This window comes from Pedobacter sp. AC190, from assembly GCF_979258025.1.
Map to the genome: position 1 here is coordinate 4,817,788 of NZ_OZ409824.1, position 23,717 is coordinate 4,841,504.

A 23,717-nucleotide genomic window follows, 5' to 3' on the forward strand; every position below is an offset into this window, starting at 1 on the left:
TACTTATTTCAGGATAAAAAATAAATGTAAATAGATTAATATCGCCAGAATAAGTAACTCAACTATAAGATAAACAAAGAAAATGATTAAGAAAGAAAACCATTTGAGTTGAGTTGATGTTGTTTAAGGATATCAACCTATTAGAATGACATGAGAGTTGCCTACATTTCTACTTACCCACCACGCGAATGTGGCTTAGCTACCTTTAATGAAGACTTAGTTAATGCTTTAAGTTTAAACCCATCGTATGATTCAAAGAAAAGTTTTGTAGTCGCGTTAAATGGGTCTGAAGATCTTAATGAACACGATTATCCAAACGAGGTTAAATTTATTATAAGACAACAAGTTCAGCAGGATTACATAGAAGCAGCTGATTTTATTAATAATAGCGAAGTAGATGCTTGTATAATCGAACATGAATTTGGAATATATGGAGGCGATAGCGGTGTCTTCCTTCTCTCACTGGCTAACAGACTGAAGAAACCTTTTGTTACCATTTTACATACCGTACTGAAGGAACCCAATTTTATGCAGCAGACGATTATCAAAGAAATCGCCCTAAAGTCTTCTAAAATTGTTGTAATGAGCCAAAAGGCCTTATTATTTCTAACCAGTATTTACGAAGTACCTAAAAGCGCTATAACTTTGATTGAACATGGCGTTCCTGATATCGAACCAACTGTAAATAATCAGATTGCTCAAAGCGAGCTATTTAAAAACAAAAAAATACTCTTCACCTTTGGATTAATTAGTCGCAATAAGGGGTTGGAAACTGTTATCAAGGCTTTACCTGCAATTGTTGTTAATCATCCTGATGTTTTGTATGTGGTTTTAGGGAATACCCACCCTGGCGTTATTAAGCACAATGGGGAAGAATATCGCGAGAGTTTAAAGGCTCTTGCTGAACAACTTGGTGTAAGCAACAACATTGTTTTTATCAATAATTTTGTATCGCAGGCAGAATTGCACCAATACCTAACGGCTTGCCACTTGTATATAACACCTTATTTAAATGAAGCACAGATAACAAGTGGAACCCTCTCCTATGCTGTTGGTGCGGGAGCAGCCGTAATTTCAACCCCTTATTGGCATGCAGAGGAATTACTTGCTGAAAATAGAGGACAATTATTTGATTTCAAAGATGACGTTCAACTTTCGAAAATTATTAACGAACTTTTAAGTAACGAAGCTAAACGGCAGACACTTAAACAAAATGCCTTTCAATATGGATTAAATTTAAGATGGCCTGCCATTGGTAATATCTATTTAAAGACATTAGAAGGTGCATTACTTCGGCAAAAAACACCAGATAAGGCAATACCTACAATATTAGACGTAGAAAACATGCCTTTATTAAATCTAAGTCACATTGCCTTGCTAACAGATAACACTGGAATTATACAACATGCCCGCTTTGGTATTGCTAATTTTAAGGAAGGATATTGTATAGACGACAATTCAAGGGCGTTGATTTTAATGTTGATGCTTTATAAACAAGATAAAAGCCAGATTTCCTTAAAGTTAATGCCTGTTTACTTAGGTTTTCTTCAATATATGCAAACCTCTGACGGATATTTCAGAAATTTCCTCAGTTTTAACAGGAATTATTTGGATGAGGTAGGTTCAGAGGATTCTTTTGGACGAACAATATGGTCTTTAGGTTATTTAATTTGCTGCTCTCCTAATAATTCCTATCGGGAGTTTGGAAAAGAACTTTTGAGTCATTCGGTTACGCATTTTAAAAATTTAAAACACCTACGAGGCATTGCGAACTCATTGATCGGCGTTTGTTATTACCTGAGTGCCCATCCTGGAGATGAACGTTTTGTTGTAGAAGCTGACCATTTGGCCGCCTCATTAATAAGAGCATTTAAGAATTGTAAAGATGAAGAATGGCATTGGTTTGAGGATAGTTTAACTTATGATAATGCAATTTTACCGTTATCGCTACTACATTATTATGAAATTAGCGAAAATACCGAAGCATACGGTGTTGCTATGGAAAGTATTGCATTCTTAAACGGATTTTCGTTTGAAAATGGCTATTTGAATCCAGTTGGCAACGACGGCTGGATGAATAAAAATGGCAAAAATCCAATTTACGATCAGCAGGCGCTTGAAACTATGGCAATGGTGTTGATGTATTCGAAGGTTTTCGAAATTACTAAAGACAATAAATATTTAAAACTTATGCAAATAAGCTATGAATGGTTTCTAGGTAAAAACAGCTTACACGTACCCTTGTATGATTTTGAAACACATGGCTGTGCAGATGGATTGCAATTCGATAGTGTAAATAGAAATCAAGGTGCAGAAAGTACAATTGCCTATTTTGTTTCGCATTTAGCAATTTTGAAAGCAGCTGAGTATGAATATGTTTCTTTATCCTCCCCTTTAATTGCCGAAAAAGAGGTGTGTAGTAAATTATAATTTCACATCTTGAATTTCTAGCTTAATCCACCAAAAAAAATGGTTTCCTATTTAACCTCAAGGGCTAAAATAGGAAACCATAAATAATTCCTTTAATATAAAATTGGTAACTTCTTAATCTTGATCTTTTAGGATTTTATCCAATAGATTATTTAATGGCACAATAGCAAAAGAAGAACAATAATCTGATAAGCCATATGGTATTATCAGATTACCGTGATGTATAATAGAACCACAAGAGTATAGTACGTTTGGTACATAGCCTTCCCTTTCATCCATATTTGGCACTAACAGTGGCTCGCTTAATCGGCCGATTTCCTTAGATGGATCATTTATATCAAGCAGGCTTGCACCCAGGCAGTATCTTCTCATCGGGCCAACACCATGTGTAATAATTAGCCAGCCCTGGTCTGTTTCTATCGGAGAACCGCAATTGCCAATTTGGATAAATTCCCATGCGTGCAAAGGCGCTTGTAACTTAATAGGATCATCCCAAACAGTTAATCTATCCGAATACATTAAGTAGTTATTCCAGCCATCAATTCTCGACATCATGGCGTATTTTCCGTTAATTTTTCTTGGAAAAAGCGCCAGATTTTTATTTTGAGCCCCTTTACCATGCAGTGGGCTTACCTTAAAATTGTAAAAATCTTTAGTCTGCATAAGTTTAGGCATAATGGTATCACCATCAAAAGCCGTGTAGGTCGCATAATAAATTACAGAACCGTCATCTTTAATGAAACGGACAAATCTGGCATCTTCTATTCCCTTCCTTTCAAATTCTGATATTGGAAAAATAACACGATCAGATAAATCTGTATCTTTCGAAAAAGACATTTCATGATAGGTATCAGATAACCAAAGTATTTTATCGCACTCTAAATGCTCTGCATTATCATTTGTTGAGTTTTTAAGATCTAAAAGAATTCTTCTCAGCTGAGCGTAATCAAATTTATCATCGAGTTTATCATTCAATCCAGCAATTATTTTTAAATCTATATTAGCCTCCGAAGCTTTTTTCAAAAACAAGCGTTTATTATAAATTTCGTTTTTAATAATTTCTGCCTCGCTCACATAATTGCTTACTGGTAAAATATTGATATTGCAATTGGCATCAATCACAGCCCTTCTAAAAACTATAGATGAAATATGGCCTTCTCCCACAGCTCTAAAGCTTAATATTAGTCTTTTTTCACCTTGAATCAGATATTGCTGATTAGGATCTTCCACTACCGAAGGATTAAAGAAAGCGGCAGATTCAATTGAATATTCATTAGTAAAATAAGACCCAATAAGATATTTTCGATTATCATTTAAGTCGGAATAATCTAAGGACATTTTTTCAAAAAGACCCGTAAGTTTTTTACAATTCTTAGCAAAAATCTTGGTTATATTTCTGTGTCTTTTTGAAAACTCCTGTAATAAAGGAATAATAAGATCATAAACTTCCTGATCGTTTAATTTCATTACATTCCTGATTACCTCTGTCGCTCTTTCATCTCCATTGTAAAAATACCTGGCGATTACTCTTTTCGGATCGGGATTAATTCTAATGGGCAACCTGTTGACTTCTACTCTCATAATCTTTATTTTTATTGATTAACAGTTTAGTTATAAAATAGTTGTTGTTTATTTTATTAAAAAGATGAGTTAAAAACAAAAATGATAACTTATTAAGCCTGCTTATTTAAGCAATTTTCGGTGGCCATGGTTCCTTTAAATATTAATTATACCAGAATCATGAACTGCATAATAACTCGCATTTTCAAAAATTTTCGCCGTATACAAGCCAGTAAATTCACTAAAAGCAGGCAATATAAGTTGATGACTTCCAACTACAAAACAGGGTAATCTGATGTGCTTTTTTGTAGGAAGCATTAAGCTTATTCCAGGATGCAAATGCCCGCTAATCGTTGGTTTCAAATCATTTTCTGAATGTATGTGATTAAAAAATATATTTTCTATTTGATAAGTATTGCAAACATGGTCGATTCCCATTTCAGCTATTAATTCTTCGCTAATCCGATCGTGATTACCTTTAACCAGTAAAAATTCGGTTTCTCCAAATTTTCCAGTTAACTGCTTAAAAGCTTTAACTTCATTATTGTGGCCTGCATGCACCAAATCGCCCACAATAATAACTTGTTTAGGTTTATATAATTCCAGCAAAAACGATAAGCGTGCCAAATCATTTTGACCAATTTGAGTGGGTACAGGAATACCGTTTTTTCTAAAATGTGCTGCTTTACCTAAATGTAAATCGGCCAATATTAATGCTTGTTTTTTAGGCCAATACATGGCTTTGTGAGTAGATAACCAAAAACATTCTCCTGCAAAATCAAGGGTGTACTCTGCTAACTTCATTTTTTACTTTTGGTTTGCCTATTTTGATTATCCCGTAACTTTTGAATACGGAGCAATAAATCTTCGCTTGATAAAGATTGTCTTAAACTATCAACTTTAATTGGGAAGCTCAAGGGGGTAAATTTATTTGTAAATCTAAAAATAAGTTTGCTTTTATTTATCCGTTCAAAAGCCGCTCTCAACCTGGGCTCTTCTAATTGATGATTGAACACTTCCGTATAAGCTTGTTTTAACAAAATATTTTTAGGATCGTGTTCTTCTAACACTTTAAAAATAATGCCTGATGATGCCTGTAACGATTTATTATTTTTTTGTTGGCCTGGATAATTTTGCATCACCATTCCTGAAATTACAGCAATATCCCTAAACTTCCTTTTAGCCATTTCCGTAGCATTAATACTGCTTAACACATCATTAATTAAATTTTCTGAGCTTAAAACTTTTTTTAGTTCAGTCAAACTGAGATTAATTTCAGAATCGGAAAAGAGCTCAAAGCCATAATCGTTCATCGCCATAGAAAAACTAATAGGATATAGCAAACTGATGCGATGAGCAATTAAGGGCGCCATAACCTCATGAACAATTCTACCTTCAAATGGATATAAAAAAAGATGATTTCCTTCTTTGGTTTTAATTAATTCTACCAAGAACTCATCCTCAGCAGGAATATGAGAATCCTTATTTTGTTCTAAGCCTAAGGGTGCTAAAAATTTAAGTTCTTTTTCTTTAAAATCTCCAGTACCAAGCTGGGCTAACTTTTGTCGTAAAAAATGACTTAAATTAGTACTCAATGGCAAACGACCACCCAACCAGCTCGGCGTAATTGCTTTACCCGAACTCTTTTTTACATAGGCGGTCATATCTTTAATGCTGGCCAACTGCAGTATATGGCCTGCCAAAACAAATTTATCACCCTGTTTTAATTTTGATATAAAATATTCCTCAATCATACCAATATAGCCACCAGAAACCAATCTAACCCGCAACATGGCATCACTTACAATTACGCCAATATTAATTCGATGTAACATGCCAATTCTTCGCTTCTCTACAACCAACAACCCCTCTTCATTTTTTACAACTTTATGAAATTCCTCATAATTATCCATCGCTGAACCGCCTGTAGTTATAAAAGCGATGCAGTTATGCCATTCTTCATCGGTTATATAGTTAAAAGCATGACTATTCTTAATAACCGCGAACATTTCCTCCGACCTAAATCCACCACCTAACGCCAAGGTTACCAAAAATTGCAGCAGTACATCAAAGCTTAGTACAATTGGCTCCCTGGGTTCTATAGTTTTAGTTTTGATGGCTTCTTTTAAAGCTGCCACTTCCAAAAGTTCTAAAGCATGGGTAGGCACAAAATATATTTTCGACACCTCAAAAGGACTATGTCCACTTCGCCCTGCCCTTTGCATAAAACGGGCGACACCTTTACTCGAACCTACCTGTACAACGGTATCAACAGGTTTAAAATCTACTCCCAGATCTAGAGAAGATGTAGAAACAACTGCCTTTAGTTTGCCAAGGCTCAAGGCTTCCTCAATCCATCCTCTGATATGTCCATCTATAGAACCATGATGCAAAGCAATCTGCCCTGCAAAATCAGGATAACTTTCTAAAAGCATTTGGTACCAGGCCTCACTTTGGCCTCGTGTATTGGTAAAAACTATAACCGACTTGCTATTAAGAATTATTGGTACTACCTGTGCCACCAATTTCGTACCCAGGTGACCTGCCCAAGGCAAAACATCTAATTCCTTCGGATAAACAGGCAATATTTCGATGTGTTTTTTTTCTTGGGCAACAATTTTTATCCTTTTCTTTTGCTCTGGTATTAAAACTTCCATCGCCTGGTCTAAATTGCCGATGGTAGCGGTAATTCCCCATACTTTTATTTTAGGTAAGATATGTTTCAGAAAAGCAACAGCAAGCTCAATCATAACACCTCTTTTGCTGCCTAAAAGTTCATGCCATTCATCAATCGCTATGCCCTTAAGGTTTTTAAAGAATTTTTCCCTACTCTTTTGAGCAATTAGAAGGTGTAAACTTTCTGGCGTAAGCAGTAAAACATCAGGCATTTGTCTGGTTTGTCTTTGCTTGATTTTTACATCCGTATCTCCATTTCTCACTTCAACTGTCCAATCTAAACCGATTTCATCAACGGCTTCCTGCATGGCTCTGGCTAAGTCTGTTGCCAAAGAACGCAACGGACTTACCCAAATGAACTTCAATCCAGAATGATATTTTTCTGGATTATTCATGAAATCGATAATCAATGCTAAAAAAACTGAAAATGTTTTACCAAAGCCCGTTGGTGCCACAACCATTCCACTATAGCCTAAAGCATATTTCTCCCAGCATTTTTTCTGAAACTCGAATGGAGCGATATTTTTAGAGGTCATCCAATCTGAAACCACTCTATAACCATCAGTTTGCTGAAATTTATTTACCATTTAAGGAATCAGTTTTTTAATTTCTATTATATCATCTATATCCGCAACTGTTTTATCTTTTCGCCAGCGAACAATTCTTGGAAACCGTAATGCAACTCCCGACTTATGTCGATTACTGTAAGCAATACCTTCAAAAGCCAATTCAAAAACCAATTCAGGTTTAACTGTACGTACAGGCCCAAATTTTTCGATGGCATTTTTATTAACAAAACGGCTTACTTCTTGAATTTCTTTATTGCTCAAGCCAGAATAAGCTTTGGCGATAGTCACCAGTTTATCCTCCTGTTTCACTGCGAAGGTATAATCTGTGTAATAGGCACTTCGCCTTCCTGATCCTTTCTGAGCATAAATTAAAACCGCATCAATTGTTAGCGGCTCTATCTTCCATTTCCACCAATCGCCTCTTTTTCGTCCAGCGTGATAAATAGAATTGTACCGCTTTAACATCAATCCTTCACTATTAACTTCTCTGGAATTAGCTCTAATTGTTACCAGATCAGACCAGTTTTTAAAGCTAATAATTTCTGAAATATGGAATGGATTTCCTGGATTTAATTTAATCCAGGCTTCTAATTTACGCCGCCGTTCGATAAATGGTTGATCACGGCAGTCTTCTCCTTCCAGTTCTAACAAATCGTAAAGAAAAATTTCTACAGGAATTTCCTGAAGAATTTTAGAAGGTAAATTTTTCCTGTTCAAGCGCTTTTGCAGCTCATTAAAATTTAAAATCTGCCCATCTTTAACGGCTAAAACTTCGCCATCGAGCACAAAATTTCCTGAACATTTTAACAAAGCATCTCTAATTTCTGGAAATTGATCTGTAACGAGTTCCTCCCCCCTCGACCAAATAAAAACTTCGTTTTCCCTTTTAATTAACTGTGCTCTAATCCCATCCCATTTATATTCTGCCTGCCACTCTTCTGGTATGGCCGATTGCTCAAAGTCTTCAGATAAAGGATAGGCTAAGCAAAAAGGATAAGGTTTTGAAATAGCTGCACTGATGTATTTTCCCTGTATCAAGCTATCAAAATCGACCTCATTTATATTCCAGCTTCCCATTATACTATGGGCAACAGCCGAGGCTTCCATATCATAATAATGCGCCAGGGCATTTATTAAAGATTTAGAAGAAAGCCCAATTCTAAAACTACCGCCTAAAAGTTTATTAAAAATAAAACGTTCTGTAAGCGGTAAATTATCCCAGGCATTGAGTACAAAAGATTTTTTCTCTGCATCATCTTTGCCAGATAACTGTTGAATCAAATCCATCCATTGAGATAGATTATAATCGGTATAACCAGTTTCGGGCGGCAAAATAAGCGCCAGTGTTTCTGCCAGATCACCAACCGAAGAGTAAGCTTCTAAAAATAACCATTCAGGAATTCCTGTTAATTCTATTGCCCATTGCTTAAGTAAAGCCGTATTTACATTTCTTTTTGGCCTTTTACCTGTAAAAAGTGCGAGGAACCAAAGCTTATCCTGGGCTGTGGCCTCCCTTAAAAACTGATCTACGGCTTCCAGTTTCAGCTTAGTTTTATTGCTGCTATCCAGCTTATTGATTAAAGATGCAAAAGCCTTCATTACCCTACTGTTTTAACTTCAAGTTTTTCTTCACTTTCTTCTTCCTCTTCACCAAATTTTGTCTTTAATTCTACGGCTTCAATTCCAATTTCGTTAAGGTATTTTGCAAAAACCGCTGTTTGCCCATGTGTTACATAAACCTTTTCTGCTCCAGTTCCTTTTACAGCTTCCAGCAAGCCACTCCAGTCGGCATGGTCGCTAATCGCAAAACCAGCATCTGCACTTCTCCAGCGTCGGGCACCACGTAACTGCATCCAGCCAGAACATATTGCATAAGCCATATTTGGGATTTTTTTTATCACTCTAGAATCCTGCAAGGCGGGAGGTAAAATAACGATTTCCTTATCCAAATATTTTAAATCTCGATTAAAATCTAAGGTATCATAAACCGGCAATTTAATGCCTACACTTGTGTAAGCCTCGTTTAAACGAGCAATAGCGGTATGTACGTGTAATTGTGCTACATCTTTCAGCGCCTGCATAATGCGCTGGGCTTTTCCCAAAGAGTAGCCAATAAATACAGACGTTTTAGCATTATTTTGGTTATTAAGCACCCATTGCTGCAACTGTTCATTTTGCTGCTCTATCGGAAGCCAGTTATAAATGGGTAAACCAAAAGTACTTTCTGTTATGAATTCATGACATTTAACAAGTTCAAATTCAGTAGAAATACCATCATTCTGCAACTTATAATCGCCCGAAACAACAACAACCTTTCCTTTATACGATAAGCGAACCTGTGCGGACCCAATAATGTGGCCCGCAGGATGAAGAGATAAATTAACCCCATTGATTACTAAACTTTCATTATAATTTAAACCCTGTACCTGAATATCTTCACCAATACGGCTTTTTAAAATTGGCACGGTAAAGTGATGGCAAAGATATTTTGTCATACCAGGTCTTGCATGGTCGGCATGGCCATGTGTAATTACAGCAAAATCTACAGGCAACCAGGGGTCTATATAAAAATTACCAGGTACGCAATAAATCCCCCTTGGTGTAAATTTCAGCATTCTAATTTTATTAAGCAATTAACAAACCTTCCCACTAAGAACATTGTATGAGGTAAAATGTTTAAGTTAAATATTGATGTGGTACAGTTAGCTTTACCTTGGCCAACAAGAAAACTATTTTAAAAATTTTTTTTATCTTTTATTGCAACTATCGTATTTTACCATAATTTTAATAATGAGAATTAACTGCACAATCTTCATTTAGATGCATTTTCAAACCGATATTAATTCCATAGATTTGAGAAATAATAAACTACAACTGAATGGATTTAAAGGATAATGCGCAACTGTTGTTTTTTGTAGAAAGTGCTCCAATCGGCATTTGCATACTTAACGCGAATTCCCTTGTAGTCGAAATGCTTAATGATAAATTTCTGGAGATTGCAGGAAAACCTAAAGAATCAATTTTAAATAAGTGGTGCTGGGAACCTTTTGCTGAAGTAAAGGATTTTTACCAAAACGCTTTGAAAAATGTTGCAGAAACAGGAATTGCATATCATGCAGATGAAGTACAAATGACTTTATTACGTCATGGAAAGGCTGATGAAATATTTGTAACGTTTGTATATGCTCCCATAAAAGATTCAAATGGGAACATCTCTAAAATTGCTGTTTGGGTATTGGAAAATACCACTCAGGTACACGAAAGAAAAAAAGTTGACGAGGCAAACAGAGCATTGGAAAAAGACCGTGATAGGCTAAACGAATTTTTCATGAAAGCTCCAGCTGGAATTTGTCTGTGGACGGGCCCAAATCTCGTATATGAAATGATAAATCCTGCTTATCAAAAAATTCTGGCCAGACGAAATTTACTCGGACGTCCGATTTTAGAGGCTGTACCAGAATTGAAAGGAGCACCACTTATCGATTCGATGTTAGATACTTATCACAACGGAACACCTTTCGAAGTGCATGAGCTTTATGTGCCAATTGCCGATTATGAGGGTGGCCCCACAGTTGATCGATATTTTACCTTCAACTATGTCCCCAGAAGAAACGTTAATGATGAAATTGATGGCGTTTTTAATTTCGTATTTGAAGTAACCGAACAGGTTTTGTCCAGAAAAAAAATTGAAGATAGCGAAAAGCATTTTCGCCACCTCTCCGATTTGGTGCCTGCCAAAATTTCAAATGCATTACCATCGGGTGAAGTCACTTTCTTTAATCAAAAATGGCTGGATTTTGCTGGGATGAATTTTGAAGATTTAAGAGATTTCGGATATCAACAAATGATGCATCCAGATGAAATTTCAGACTTCCAGGTAGGTTTGGAGCAGGCCGCAAATTCTGGCCAGCCTCATATTTCGGAAATGCGTTTCAAAAATAGAGAGGGGAAATATATTTGGCACCTGAATATTGCTTCTCCAATACTTGATGAAAATGGTCAGATTAAAATGTGGGTTGGTTCAACCACAGATATTCAAAAATTAAAAGAAGAAGATCAAAGAAAAGCTGATTTCGTAAGCCTTTTATCTCACGAACTAAAAACTCCCGTCACGTCAATTAAAGGCTACATTCAGTTAATGCAGCGTGAAATCAAGAAAAATAATCTGCAAAAAGAAAAGATTGAAAGTGGCTTGGATCGCGTAGATAGACTCGTTAAGCAGCTTACTGGTTTAGTATCAGATATGCTGGATTTATCGCGTATAGAAACAGACCGCCTTGATTTGAACAGAAAAACAGTTGTCTTAAACGCTTTAGTAACTGAAGTTGTTGAAGATTTTAGAATGACAGCACCTGAACGAGACATTACTATAACACAAAGTGAAGAGTTGGTTACACAACTGGACCACGACAAAATTGCGCAAGTATTAATCAATCTAATCTCCAATGCGATTAAGTATTCGCCAGCAAAAAGTCCGATAAATATCGAAATAAGCAAATCTGATCAAAACGGTATGGTTAGCATTACCGATCAAGGCATCGGAATAGCTGAAAAAGACCACAAGAAAATATTTGAGCGCTTTTATCGTGTAGAAGGTAAAGATGAAAAACATTTCTCTGGATTTGGAATTGGATTATACCTTGCCCACTCAATTATCGAACGTCATGGTGGTAAACTCACCATTCAAAGCAAACCACAAAAAGGCTCCACTTTTACATTTTCTATTCCGCTAAGCGATTCTTAACACCTTCCCACCTTATACGGGAAATTATCATGAGAAAAATCTAAAATCGCAATTATAAGCGAGTTTGATTTTATGTTATCTTCGTTTATTTTTTGTGCAAAATAAATATTGCAGCTGGCTATAATTTAATCTAATTTAGAGTAGCAATATTAAAAATTAACTTATGAAAACTGTAAATCTGGGTGCATTCTGCATCAGTCTCGCTGTGAAAGATATTCATGCGTCAAAAGCATTTTACGAAAAATTGGGTTTTACCGAAACTGGCGGAAATATAGACCAGAACTGGTTGGTGCTCAGAAACGAAGATAAAGTTATAGGCTTATTTCAGGGAATGTTCGAAAAAAATATGCTCACCTTCAATCCTGGCTGGAACCAACAGGCTCAACCTGTGGAGACTTTCACTGATGTTCGCGAAATTGCTAAACAACTTTCAGCTAATGGATTGGAATTAAATGAAACACCCAAGGGTGATAGTGGTCCTGCTTATATAACTTTAACCGATCCTGATGGAAACCCAGTGTTGATAGACCAGCACCGTTAATTCTTGTAACTAAACCAAATAAATTTTATAATATATGGCAACAACAAACACCTATTTAAATTTTAACGGAAATTGCGAAGAGGCATTCAATTTCTATAAATCCGTTTTCGGTGGCGACTTCACTTACATCGGTCGTTTCGGCGAAATGCCACCTAGCGAAGAATTTCCAGTAGCAGAGGCTGACAAAAATAAAGTAATGCATGTTTCGCTACCAACTGGTGCTTCGGTCTTGATGGGAAGCGACAATGGCGGACAGTACGAATCTTCTTTTGTTAAAGGCAATAATTTTTCAGTTTCGATAAATGCCGATAGTAAAGAAGAAGCAGATAAATTGTTTGACGGGCTTTCAGCAGGTGGCCAGGCAACTATGCCAATGAGTGATACTTTCTGGGGTGCATACTTTGGTATGTTTACCGATAAGTTCGGAATCAACTGGATGGTAAACTATGATGATCCTGCTAAAATGCAACAGCAATAATCACAAAAAAGGATTGAACCAGAGATAGTTCAATCCTTTTTTGCTTTTGATAATATCCGAAGTATTCTTTTATAAGAAACCAACAATTTAGCACGTTATTTTTTGCTTCTGAAACATTATAATAAAATGTGAAAGGATACTTCTCTACATTAATTAGAGCATGTTTATCAGAACGGGCATTTCTTCCAACAGCTGATCGTTGTCTGTCCGACCAAATTTAAATTTGTTGGTAGCGCACAAAATCCAATTTAATAATTAAATAATAGAAACTTAACTCGTTTTAAACGCCAAACTCTGGTCGTTAAACTAAAACCTTACTTTTTCGAAATAACAACTGTTATGCATTGTTCTCGGTTCCCATTACGAAAAGCACCTACCTTTATAAATGGCCTAACCCGCTAGTCTGACCTCGAAAATAACCCGCAGAGCCAATATAGCCTGCCGAATAGACGTTTTGACACTTCCGAGTGGAAGTCCAAGTAATTCTGAAATTTCTGGATGGGTATAGCCCTTGTAATAAAATAAATCTAGCATCTGACTGTGCTTTGGACTAAGTTGATTCAAAATATTCTTGATGCCAATGGTATCAATGTTAAAAGAATGGGTGTACTCATCTAAACTAACGCCAGCCTGTTCGAAGGCAACATGAGTACGCTCTTGCCGTGAAACGCGAAGGCGCAAATGATCTATAGCCGTGTTTCTGGCAATATTAAGCATCCAGGTAAACAAGCGAGCCTTACGCTCATCATAACTATGAAAATTTCTTCTGATTTTTAGAAACACTTCCTGAAGCAAATCCTCGGCAGTTTCCTGTTGATTAACAATCTTAAACACCACACCAAAAAGGTTTGCTGCATATTTATGATATAAAAAATTAAATGCAGGGAGCTCTGCTTTCCGAAGCGCCTCGACGAGAACCTGCTCCGAAGTATCGGTAAGCGATAATAGCTTGTGCTTTAATTCGTTAGGGTATGGTAAATGTGCAATCATGGGCGTTGATATGATGAAACAACAATACATTTTTAGATAAGTTTTCAGTATTCCTTGTTGCTATATCTTTTTTGCTGAAAGAACAAGAGCAGTACTAAAAAAAGTGCTGTTCCTGAACCAAAATATAACCCTATTCACCAACGAACCTGGTTAGGTCTGCATTAAGTTGATCGGCTCGCCTTTGTCACAATATATTTCACACCAGAGATAATCGAGGCAGCCTGCTCACCCCTTGCTTTAATTGGTACGGTTTAGTCTTTAACTCGATGAATAACCAAAGTTTATATCAATCGCCAAAATATCTCAAATCTGCGTATATATTTAGGAAACTCTATTTCTATAGATTTTGATCTATAAAGCTGGAATGAGAATATTGTCGGTACACCATTTCGTTCCCAAAAATCAGCTTAATTCCAAAACAAATTTCTTTAACGTATTGAGATTACCATAAGCATCACCCATGGTATTATTAAAATATACAAAAACCTTTTTACGATCCAGTAACCATTCGGCTATGTAACCAGCGTATTCATAAAGTACGTCATCAGTATAACTACCCCGATAATTACCGCCTGGCCCATGAAAGCGGAGGTAAATAAAATTGTGATCAACAGCATCAAACGGACTTGCTACTGAACCTTTATCATGAATAACCATCCCGAGGTTGTGTGCTTCCAATAGCTCATAAACTTCTTCAGTATATAGTGATTGATGCCTGAATTCCAGAGCAATATTCCAGGCATTATCAGGATTATGCTCCTGTAACCTAAACATTAAATCGGAAAGCTGACCTAAATTTGTATTTCTTATACTTGGTGGAAACTGAACCAGAAGACAGCCTTTTTTCTCATCCACTTGGTTAATAACATTCATAAACTTAGCGATATCGCCAACCTGGAATCCCAATTTCGGTGAATGCGTAATCCCCTTAAAAAGTTTAAAAGTAAATCGGAAATCATTCGGTACTTCCTCACTCCATTTTTTCACAGTAGAAGCCAATGGAATCTTGTAAAATGAGCTATTAATTTCAATGCTGTTCATAAGTGAACCATAATAACACAATCTAGATTTATTTATATAAGCCTCTGGATAATGCGATTTATTTGGCACTGGCAAAATTAAGCCACTGGTACCTGAATAATAACTTTTCACTTCGTGCTTCATAATTCAGGCAACAACAATAAGCATGTAATTGTTGTGAATCCGTTTATTTATTTGATTAGCTTAAACAACATGAATGGTTAAAAAAATCGCCTGGATAATTGATATAAGTATAAATACGGTAACCATGTTATATACGCATTCACAACGCAGAGGAGGTAAGAACTCAATTTTGGCGGTATGGGTTTTGTTTTAATTGGTTATACGCTAAAACAAAAACTTATGACACAGAAAGAATTCAGCGATTGTATCACCATTCACACGTCGTCATTGAGATTACATGCGCTCAATTTCACCCGCGATCCCGAAGATGCTAACGATCTGCTGCAGGAAACACTCCTTAAAGCCACCCGTTTTTTTTCTAAGTTTGAAGATGGTACCAACATCAAAGGATGGCTGTTTGTGATTATGAAAAATACTTTCATAAACAATTACAGAAAAGAACAAAAAAGCCGCGAACGTACTGTACAGGAGGCAGAGATTACTTCCGCCAACCTTCATTTCAGCGCAACCACCAATGGCTCGGTAGGCAGTTTTGCCATGCAGGATATCAGCAAGGCACTATGCACATTACCCGACAAATATTCTGTCCCCTTTATCCGCTATTTCGAAGGTTATAAGTACCATGAAATTGCCGACGAGTTGCAGATTCCTTTAGGCACGGTTAAAACTTATATTCACGAAGCCAGAATGCTTCTAAAAAAACACCTTAAACAATACCAGAACTAAAGCAAAAAAGGAGAGCAGGTTTAAAGTTGCTCTCCTTTTTTTAGTGCAATAAGATATTTTTTTAGTGCAAAAAGATAATGCTTTTTAAAAACCAGAGTGTATTTGCAAGTGGAATATACCTTTTTTTATGAAGCAAAATACCCAAATATCAATTTTTAGGTAGTGAAATAAAAAACGTTGTACCCACATTTTCTTCACTAACAAACCAAATCCTACCACCGTGCAGCTCAACAATACTCTTAATAATCCCCATTCCTAATCCACCCGATTCTGCTCCGTTAAGTCCTTTTCTTAAAACTTCCTTATTGTATTGAAAAAGTTGATTACGCAATGCTGCTGGAATACCAATACCATTATCACTAACGGAAACAATAACTTCGTCTGCCCGCTCTTCCGCATAAACTTCTATAGTTCCGCCTTCTGCGGTAAATTTAATGGAGTTGGAAATTAAGTTATTAATCACCTGCAAAAACTTCATGCTATCCAAAAACAAAAAAATCTTTTCCTGGGCACTCGAAAAAACAAAATTTCTCACCTGCTGAAGGTGCGAACGGTTATAAAACCGCACAACATCTTGTAGTTCCCAAACCAAATCGGCCCGCTCCTTTTTAATCGCAACAACCGAAGATTTCAGAAACTCATGGTTAACCATACTCCGTACCAATTTCAGATTGCGATCGCACATTTCATTTATAAACTGTAGCGATCTTCTTAAATCGTTTTCGTCTAAAGTTCCGATATTATTTTCCAGCGAACTTGCGGTCATACGGATCATACCCATCGGCTCTTTTAAATCATGAGCCAGTACTTCAAGCGTAATATTTTTATGTGCATTAATTTGTTCAATGTGAATTTTATTCTGCTGGTCGATGGTAAAATCTTCAATAATCCCATATAGGTAATCCCCATCTTCCGAAACCACTAACGAACACCTGAGGTATTTTTCCTCTTCATTGATATAGAGCTTAAACAAATATTTTTTTGCTCCGCCATCCGTGATTAGCTCCTCATAACAGTTCATTACATGCTCAACATCATCGGTGTGGAATTTTGCCATCAGCCAGTCCATCGATCCGTTTAACGCTGCAGGCTCGAGGCCAAAAATCCTGAAAAATACAGCATTATGATATTCAAAAATAAATTCGCGTAAATTATAAATAAAGTAGCCATCAGGCGATACGCTTCCCATCTGGCAAAAAATCTGTTGATTAATTGATAGCATCATATACATTTCACTATGAAGTGAACAAATAATTAATTTAGAATACCTTTACTATATGCAAAACGGATAAGTACAGCCGTATTTTTCGCCCCGGTTTTGTCAATAAGGCTTTGCCTGTGTCCTTCCACTGTACGCCTGGAGATAAAAAGTTTGTCCGCCATTTCAGCGTTAGTAAGTCCTTCTGCAATAAGTTGCAGAATCTCGATCTCCCTCGACGAAAATTCACCAGGTTGTATATTACAGGCTGATGAGAGCTTAGCATCTATTACTTCATCTATAATTCTGATCGCAAATGATGAACAGACATAACGTTCTCCCTTTACAATTCTTGATAAGGCAAAGAAAAGTTCTTCAGAATCTACCGATTTACTCAAAAAACCTTTTGCTCCTGCCTGGATTGCCTGATAAAAATGAGCATTATCTTCCATCATCGACATGATTAAAACAGGTATTCGAAAATCTTCCTGTTTCAAGGCAGCTGTCATTGCAATACCATCCAGAACTGGCATATTAATGTCTGAAACTATGATATCTGGTTTTGTTCCATTACGAATTGCATCCAGAACTTCCTGTCCGTTACTGGCTTCAAATATAACTTTATATTCGTTTGTTGATTCGAGGAGCATTTTAATCCCATTCCTCACTACTTTGTGATCTTCTACTAAAACGATTTCTTTCATTAGGTTTAATGCGTATTCCAGACAATGCATTGTTGGATTGTCAAAATGGTTAGCATGGGTAAAACAATACCTACTCCATAAAGTTTTAAATAGATTTTAATAAATAAATTCGATGGCTTTTATGCATTAAGATAAAATCTATATCTGCTCGATACTTCCATTTATCAAAAAAATATAAGCCAGTTAATTAAAACAGGTAGCTGGCACAATAAGTTATAAATACGGATTAACTATAAGTTCGATACCCGTTTTTTATTCGCGACCAAACTATCTGTGGCAGAGCGGGTTCTTATCTATATAAAAATTAAACCTATGGAAACTTCAAAAAAAACACCGAGCAAAACTGGTAGCAAAACAACAACTACCAATGCTGGAAGTAAAGCAACAACTAAAAAATCAAATAATACGACTGGTAAAATCGAACATGCTGAATTTCACGAATTCTTTATAGATGAGTTGAAAGATATTTACTGGGCCGAAAAACACCTGGTTAAAGCACTCCCAAAAATGAAAAAGGCAGCTACAAGCCCTGAACTTGCTGCTGCATTCGAAAAACATACGCAAGAAACGCAAACCCATATCGATACTTTAGAAGAAGTTTTCGCCTTGCTGGATGAGAAACCAGCCGCAAAAAAATGTGATGCTATGGCTGGCTTATTAGAGGAAGCAAATGGCATAATCGAAGATACCGACGCGGGAACAATGATTAGAGATGCAGGACTAATTTTGGCTGCGCAAAAAGTAGAGCATTACGAAATTGCTACCTATGGAACATTAAAGGTATTTGCCGAAAACATGGATCGTACTGATGTTGCAGATCTTTTAGATCAAACATTAGAAAACGAAAAAGCGACTGATGTTGCCCTAACGGAAATTGCAGTTGCTGCAATAAATTCCGAAGCTGCAGCCGAATAATTGTTTTAAAAAATATAACGAAAATCAGATTTAGAAGTGGGATTTGGTGCATCCGAATATTAAAGATATCACTCCTAAATTAGAAGAAAAGGCAGTGCCATTGGTGCTGCCTTTTTCTGTATTTCCTCAAAGAAAGAAGTAATTCCCATGTTTAAATGGCCCTTAGAAACTTATTTAATTAAACAACTAAATTATAAATAACCCTATCATGGTGCTGTACGCTAGATTAACAGCAATTGATACGAACAGCTCTGCCACAACGATAAGAAACATCGAATTAATTACCTAACTTGTTGTCCCATCCACTATTTATACTTCCCGACATGCTGTCCACAACTAGTGAACAAATCAATAACCTCAATCAACTGAATGAGGAACTGGAAAATTATTTCAGCAACACCATTATACCACAAATTTTTGTAGATGCAAAACTCATCTTAAGAAAATTTACCCCTCCTGCAATGAAACAATTTAACCTGAAAGCGGATTTTATTGGAAAGCCATTGGAGGAAATTAAAGAGAACTTCCGGTTCCCAACGATTATTGATAATATTAAAACAGTTATTGCTACCGGTAAGATTTTAGAAAAAGAAATTCAAACCACCGATATGCGGTGGTTTCAAATGAATGTACTTCCATACCTCATACGAAAGGAAAACATCACTAATGGTGTGATCATTACTTTTGTAGATATTAATTCAAGAATTCGCGATTTAAATGAACAGGAGAAAATGTTGGCTGAACATGAACTTCTGCTTGATACAATTGCCCACGATATTAAAAACCCTTTATTGGCACTAAGCCTTTCGGTGCAAATGATGAAAAATTTACCCGCCCGAAGTCTCGAAGAATTATCCCGATTAACCGAAAATCTTGAAAAAAGTATAGACAATATGAAAGGGGTTGTAGATAGCATGCTCGATTCCAGATGGCAGAAGCAGCGATATCATGCAAGAGAAGAATTACTGGATATAGGTAGCGTACTGGAAGATGTGCGGCTTACCATTGCACCGCAGATAATAGAATCTGATGCCGAAATTACGACTGATTTTAAGATTTCGGAAATTACTTTTGTACGCCGCAAACTGAGAAGCATACTGTATAACTTACTCAACAATGCCATTAAATATACTTCGAATGGAGTGAAACCGATAATTAAAATTACTACAGAAAAAATTGATGGGTATATCGTAATCAGCGTATCGGATAATGGAATAGGCATAAGCGAAGAAGCAATTCAACATATTTTTTCTAAGTTTCAACGCATCAAAACCAATGTGGAAGGTTCGGGCGTAGGGCTATATCTGGTTCACACAATTGTTACAACTTCTGGTGGTAAGATCAAAATCGATAGCTCAGAAGGTAAAGGCACAGTGTTTCAGGTATTCTTAACGTTGCATAATCAGGATAAATTATAGAACTGCAAAGTTACCTACCCTGACAAATTATTCTTGTTAAGACAAATTCAGCCCTTGCTGATTTTCTTGTCTTACTGAAAAAAGATTTCCGTCTAAAAAAAAGAAAGTGCCCTAGATATTCCTGGGGCACTTCTTGCTGTAATTATTCAGTTAAGGTATTATTTTATGGTATATATAAAAACCATATTTTTTTTTATACTGATTACCAGCGAGACGGTTATTGGTTATGTGTGGTAATGGCTTGTCCAATCTCATTTACAAATCTTTCATCAAGATGATCCATTGTTCTCCATTGTACTACTTCATCAACAGACTCTGCGTATATAACACCAACCTTTTCTCCATTCTCTATAATTCTATACGTACCGTTATCCTGAGGTTCAACCGTAAATACCCCATGCTCATTCCTAATTTCGAATTCATCAAGGTTCGCCACTTTCGGAGATTCTACTTGCTGCTTATTTTCTGAATTTATATGAGAATGATCAATAAGTTCATGTATCGTATTCACCTCTTCCCTACGATCTTCAGGTGTTCCTGCTGAAATGGCGTTCTCATCTGAAAAACTGCTCTTCGCTTTCACAACATTTCTTCTGTCAAAATGGTGGTGATGATAAAAATCAGAATTATCGATTTCTACAATCTCTTCTTCAATTCTTAAAGCAGCTGGGCTTCCAATAGCCTGTCTGATTTTAAGCTCCGTTTCTCTGGTTACCTCACCGATAATGTATTGCGGCAACTCCACAAACTGACTATCATGCATAACTGGTAGTACAACTGCTTTCTCATCATTGGCTACCTCCGCAAAACCTATTGGTATTAATACGGCTTTATCCTCTGTTCCCGAAACCACATCTTCCAGCTCGACAATTAGATAACGGATTGCATTTTGCCCTGGATCAAACAATAAATCCCTTACCTTACCCAAGTTACGTCCAGCCTCATCTTTCACAGGCCAACCTGTTACATCGGCCTCTCCATCGACTATTTTATAGTCTACATTCGACAATTCTTCTAATCTGATGTATTCAATATTTCCTGTATTCATAAGTATTTCATTTACGGGCTTCAATTACACGCCCAAATATTAAACACCTCCCTGCCCAAATGGTTTTGTTTAACATCAATATCTGTTTCAGCATCGACAGGTAATTACATCAGATAGAAAAAAGCAAATGCAGAAATTCTCAACCAACAACATGACTAATGAAAAAAAGCCGGACCAAACCAACTTATCGAATTTGTTCTATGTTAGCAAATTTGATTTTAAAGGTCGAATCAGAGCCCTATCCCTGGTTTCAGCTTAAAAAGTTGTAAGAAATAAAAAACCAGCAGAAAAAATAGATGTTTTGTTTTAAACTAAAAATCATGAAACACAATTTTTTAAAATCAACGCTTTTAGCCGGGATTTGCGCAATCACGGTAAGTGCCTGCTCTTCAGGAACAGGCAGCGGAACTGCTGGCGATAGCACAGCGGCTGACACAAGCAGCAAAACCGAAATTAAGCCATCAGGCGCAGCTCCCGACTGGGGTAAGAGCATTAAACCCGAAATGCAGGCCGTTATCGAAAAGTTAGGCAGTTACGGGGATAAACCTATTGAAAGTTTGAGTCCGGTTGAAGCCAGAAAAAATCATACGCCAACGGATGCCGTTATGGATCTCGTTGCAGAAAAAAATATTCCAATACCAGCGCCGCAGGTAGATACGGTTGGAAAAGATTTAGCCTTAAATGGCGGAAATATCCATGTTCGTATTTACAAGCCTAAAGTAGGTAATGGCCCTTTTCCAGTTATTGTTTACTATCACGGTGGCGGATTTGTAATCGCCAACCTGGATGTGTACAATGCATCTGCCCAGGGTTTAGCTGAACAGGTAGGTGCCGTTGTAGTTTCAGTGGCCTACAGACTTGCGCCAGAAAATAAATTTCCAACGGCCCACAACGATGCTTTCGCAGCTTATGAGTGGGTAGTAAAAAATGCAATGAGTATAAAAGGCGATGCTAAAAAAATCGCAGTGGTTGGGGAAAGTGCAGGCGGAAATTTAGCAGCCAACGTATCGATTATGGCAAGAGATAAAAAAATAACCTTGCCCCTGCACCAAGTTTTGGTTTATCCGATCGCCCAGTCAGATATGAATACAGAATCTTATGTGAAATATGCCGCGGCAAAACCATTGAATAAACCAATGATGGCCTGGTTCACCAAGCATTATCTGAATACGATGACTGAGGCGAAAGATCCAAGGATTTCGCTCATCAATGCAAATTTGAAAGGACTTCCACCAACAACAATCATCACCGCAGAGATTGACCCTTTAAATAGCGATGGAAAAATGCTCGAAGAAAAATTTTCTGCTGCTGGAGTAAAGGTAGATAGCAAGAATTACGATGGGGTAACTCACGAGTTTTTTGGAATGGCAATCATCGTTCCGCAGGCTAAAGATGCGCAGGGTTATGCGGCCAGCCAATTGAAAAAAGCTTTTCAATAAGCAAATCTTTAATTAATAATCTAAGCTCTGGAATCTTCCAGAGCTTTTTTTGTTACGTTAAATGGTTTAATCCTTGTAAAACCATCATCATTAAGATTACGGAGCAAAGTGATGTCATCCTGAGCCTGACCTCACTGTCATCCCAAGACCATCCAACTCCTGTCACTCTGAACCTATCGTATTGTCATCCTGAGTGAAGTCGAAGGATAAAAATATTAGCCATATAGGTAAATATGAAATATAGATTCTATCGCCACATCGTTCAAAGATCAGTCTATCGGCTGGTGTCCTCACCTGCCGAAACTCCAAAAGATGTCATCGTGAGCGTAGTCGAAGGATAGAAACATTAGTCATATAGGCATATAGAAAATATAGATAGAATGTCGAAATCGCACCGTCTATCGGCTGGTGTCCTTCGACTAAGCTCAGGATGACAAGTTGAAAGAAGCAAGCTTAAATTACCTGCTAACCTTTTCCCAACCAAATGTTTCTTTCTTATATACGAGCGGTGTGGCATTCAGGGAGAAATCATCCGAAAAATCATGATTAAATACCTGGAATTTTATTGCCCACTCATCTTTAAGCAGGCCTGGCACGAAGCGGGAGAATATGCGCTCGAAGCTTTTAAAGCTAATGCCTTCTTTGCAGATGACCATGTACGCGGTATCAGATTGTAGCACAACTTTCTCGACCAGGTTTGGCCATCTGGAGCAGATCTCCTGGGGCAGGCTATTGAAATACTGATCGTCAATATGCTGGGTGATACCATTAAAAAGTTCTGTGCTGAGGTCATTTCCGCTATCTTGCCTCCAGGTGTCATGCAGCTTTTCAATGCTACCTAGTAGTTCCCCATCCAATACAATGCTCCAGGGTTCATCAGTCGCAAAGCGGATCAGCTGATAAACTTCTACTACCCCATTTTTGCCATCAAAAAAATATTCCAGCTCAACCATAAAAAGAGTTTTATATCATTTTCAACTTCAAATATAATTATTAATACTAAATAAATTAGTATTTATTAACATTTTTAAAAGCACTAAACTTGCCTGTTGCTATATTAAAACCATTACAGGATATTTTTGTTAACAATTATAAATACTAATATTTTTAGTATTAT

19 protein-coding genes are annotated in these 23,717 nt (G+C 36.8%); 8 read left to right on the forward strand and 11 right to left on the reverse strand.

Annotation, left to right across the window (positions count from 1 at the left end):
* Window positions 1–150 precede the first annotated feature (150 nt).
* Window positions 151–2,430 (forward strand): glycosyltransferase family 4 protein, encoded by a 2,280-nt coding sequence (locus ACZZZI_RS21095; RefSeq protein ID WP_424056260.1) that lies wholly within the window; start codon window positions 151–153, stop codon window positions 2,428–2,430.
* A 114-nt stretch (window positions 2,431–2,544) separates the two neighbouring features.
* Here ACZZZI_RS21095 and ACZZZI_RS21100 read toward each other — a convergent pair whose 3' ends face one another.
* The 5 genes from ACZZZI_RS21100 to ACZZZI_RS21120 form a co-directional block, all read right to left on the reverse strand.
* On the reverse strand, window positions 2,545–4,011 hold the full coding sequence (locus tag ACZZZI_RS21100) for a glycoside hydrolase family 130 protein (protein ID WP_424056258.1): 1,467 nt from the start codon (window positions 4,009–4,011) through the stop codon (window positions 2,545–2,547).
* A gap of 135 nt (window positions 4,012–4,146) precedes the next feature.
* Complete coding sequence (pdeM, locus tag ACZZZI_RS21105) at window positions 4,147–4,794, reverse strand: ligase-associated DNA damage response endonuclease PdeM (protein WP_463491247.1); 648 nt, start codon at window positions 4,792–4,794, stop codon at window positions 4,147–4,149.
* Entirely contained in the window at window positions 4,791–7,253 is a 2,463-nt protein-coding gene (locus ACZZZI_RS21110; RefSeq protein ID WP_463491249.1) for a ligase-associated DNA damage response DEXH box helicase, read from the reverse strand. The genes pdeM and ACZZZI_RS21110 overlap by 4 nt, the downstream gene beginning before the upstream one ends.
* Window positions 7,254–8,834, reverse strand: coding sequence for an ATP-dependent DNA ligase (locus ACZZZI_RS21115; RefSeq protein WP_316757247.1), 1,581 nt, complete (start codon window positions 8,832–8,834; stop codon window positions 7,254–7,256).
* A complete protein-coding gene (locus ACZZZI_RS21120) occupies window positions 8,834–9,850 on the reverse strand; it encodes a ligase-associated DNA damage response exonuclease (RefSeq protein WP_424058552.1) in 1,017 nt (338 codons plus the stop codon). The genes ACZZZI_RS21115 and ACZZZI_RS21120 overlap by 1 nt, the downstream gene beginning before the upstream one ends.
* A gap of 263 nt (window positions 9,851–10,113) precedes the next feature.
* Here ACZZZI_RS21120 and ACZZZI_RS21125 point away from each other — a divergent pair, with 263 nt between their 5' ends.
* The 3 genes from ACZZZI_RS21125 (at window position 10,114) to ACZZZI_RS21135 (ending at window position 12,998) form a co-directional block, all read left to right on the forward strand.
* Window positions 10,114–11,979 carry an ATP-binding protein gene (locus ACZZZI_RS21125; RefSeq protein WP_463491252.1) on the forward strand — a complete coding sequence of 622 codons (1,866 nt, stop codon included), beginning with the start codon at window positions 10,114–10,116 and terminating at the stop codon, window positions 11,977–11,979.
* A 163-nt stretch (window positions 11,980–12,142) separates the two neighbouring features.
* The gene (locus ACZZZI_RS21130; RefSeq protein ID WP_316757241.1) at window positions 12,143–12,520 is read left to right on the forward strand and encodes a VOC family protein; all 378 of its coding nucleotides are present in this window, start codon (window positions 12,143–12,145) and stop codon (window positions 12,518–12,520) included.
* Between the two features lie 34 nt (window positions 12,521–12,554).
* Window positions 12,555–12,998 carry a VOC family protein gene (locus tag ACZZZI_RS21135; RefSeq protein ID WP_424058548.1) on the forward strand — a complete coding sequence of 148 codons (444 nt, stop codon included), beginning with the start codon at window positions 12,555–12,557 and terminating at the stop codon, window positions 12,996–12,998.
* A 390-nt stretch (window positions 12,999–13,388) separates the two neighbouring features.
* Here the strand turns inward: ACZZZI_RS21135 and ACZZZI_RS21140 are convergent, their stop codons facing one another.
* Together ACZZZI_RS21140 and ACZZZI_RS21145 are read right to left on the reverse strand one after the other, a co-directional pair.
* Window positions 13,389–13,988, reverse strand: coding sequence for an RNA polymerase sigma factor (locus tag ACZZZI_RS21140; RefSeq protein ID WP_424058464.1), 600 nt, complete (start codon window positions 13,986–13,988; stop codon window positions 13,389–13,391).
* Between the two features lie 402 nt (window positions 13,989–14,390).
* Window positions 14,391–15,152, reverse strand: coding sequence for a DUF72 domain-containing protein (locus ACZZZI_RS21145; protein WP_424058466.1), 762 nt, complete (start codon window positions 15,150–15,152; stop codon window positions 14,391–14,393).
* 219 nt (window positions 15,153–15,371) lie between these two features.
* On the opposite strand from ACZZZI_RS21145, the gene ACZZZI_RS21150 reads away from it, so the two are divergent.
* A complete protein-coding gene (locus ACZZZI_RS21150) occupies window positions 15,372–15,878 on the forward strand; it encodes an RNA polymerase sigma factor (protein WP_424058468.1) in 507 nt (168 codons plus the stop codon).
* A 148-nt stretch (window positions 15,879–16,026) separates the two neighbouring features.
* On the opposite strand, the gene ACZZZI_RS21155 is transcribed toward ACZZZI_RS21150, so the two are convergent.
* Window positions 16,027–17,067, reverse strand: a complete 1,041-nt coding sequence (locus tag ACZZZI_RS21155) for a PAS domain-containing sensor histidine kinase (protein WP_424058470.1) — start codon at window positions 17,065–17,067, stop codon at window positions 16,027–16,029.
* Between the two features lie 65 nt (window positions 17,068–17,132).
* Window positions 17,133–17,780 carry a response regulator gene (locus tag ACZZZI_RS21160; RefSeq protein ID WP_424058472.1) on the reverse strand — a complete coding sequence of 216 codons (648 nt, stop codon included), beginning with the start codon at window positions 17,778–17,780 and terminating at the stop codon, window positions 17,133–17,135.
* A gap of 312 nt (window positions 17,781–18,092) precedes the next feature.
* Between ACZZZI_RS21160 and ACZZZI_RS21165 the strand changes: the two genes are divergently transcribed.
* Together ACZZZI_RS21165 and ACZZZI_RS21170 are read left to right on the forward strand one after the other, a co-directional pair.
* Entirely contained in the window at window positions 18,093–18,695 is a 603-nt protein-coding gene (locus ACZZZI_RS21165; protein WP_424058474.1) for a YciE/YciF ferroxidase family protein, read from the forward strand.
* 323 nt (window positions 18,696–19,018) lie between these two features.
* Complete coding sequence (locus ACZZZI_RS21170; RefSeq protein WP_424058476.1) at window positions 19,019–20,113, forward strand: sensor histidine kinase; 1,095 nt, start codon at window positions 19,019–19,021, stop codon at window positions 20,111–20,113.
* A gap of 217 nt (window positions 20,114–20,330) precedes the next feature.
* Here ACZZZI_RS21170 and ACZZZI_RS21175 read toward each other — a convergent pair whose 3' ends face one another.
* Window positions 20,331–21,161 (reverse strand): PRC-barrel domain-containing protein, encoded by an 831-nt coding sequence (locus tag ACZZZI_RS21175; RefSeq protein ID WP_424058478.1) that lies wholly within the window; start codon window positions 21,159–21,161, stop codon window positions 20,331–20,333.
* Between the two features lie 320 nt (window positions 21,162–21,481).
* Here ACZZZI_RS21175 and ACZZZI_RS21180 point away from each other — a divergent pair, with 320 nt between their 5' ends.
* Entirely contained in the window at window positions 21,482–22,600 is a 1,119-nt protein-coding gene (locus tag ACZZZI_RS21180) for an alpha/beta hydrolase (protein ID WP_316757220.1), read from the forward strand.
* 458 nt (window positions 22,601–23,058) lie between these two features.
* Here ACZZZI_RS21180 and ACZZZI_RS21185 read toward each other — a convergent pair whose 3' ends face one another.
* On the reverse strand, window positions 23,059–23,553 hold the full coding sequence (locus tag ACZZZI_RS21185; RefSeq protein WP_316757218.1) for a hypothetical protein: 495 nt from the start codon (window positions 23,551–23,553) through the stop codon (window positions 23,059–23,061).
* Window positions 23,554–23,717 lie beyond the last annotated feature (164 nt).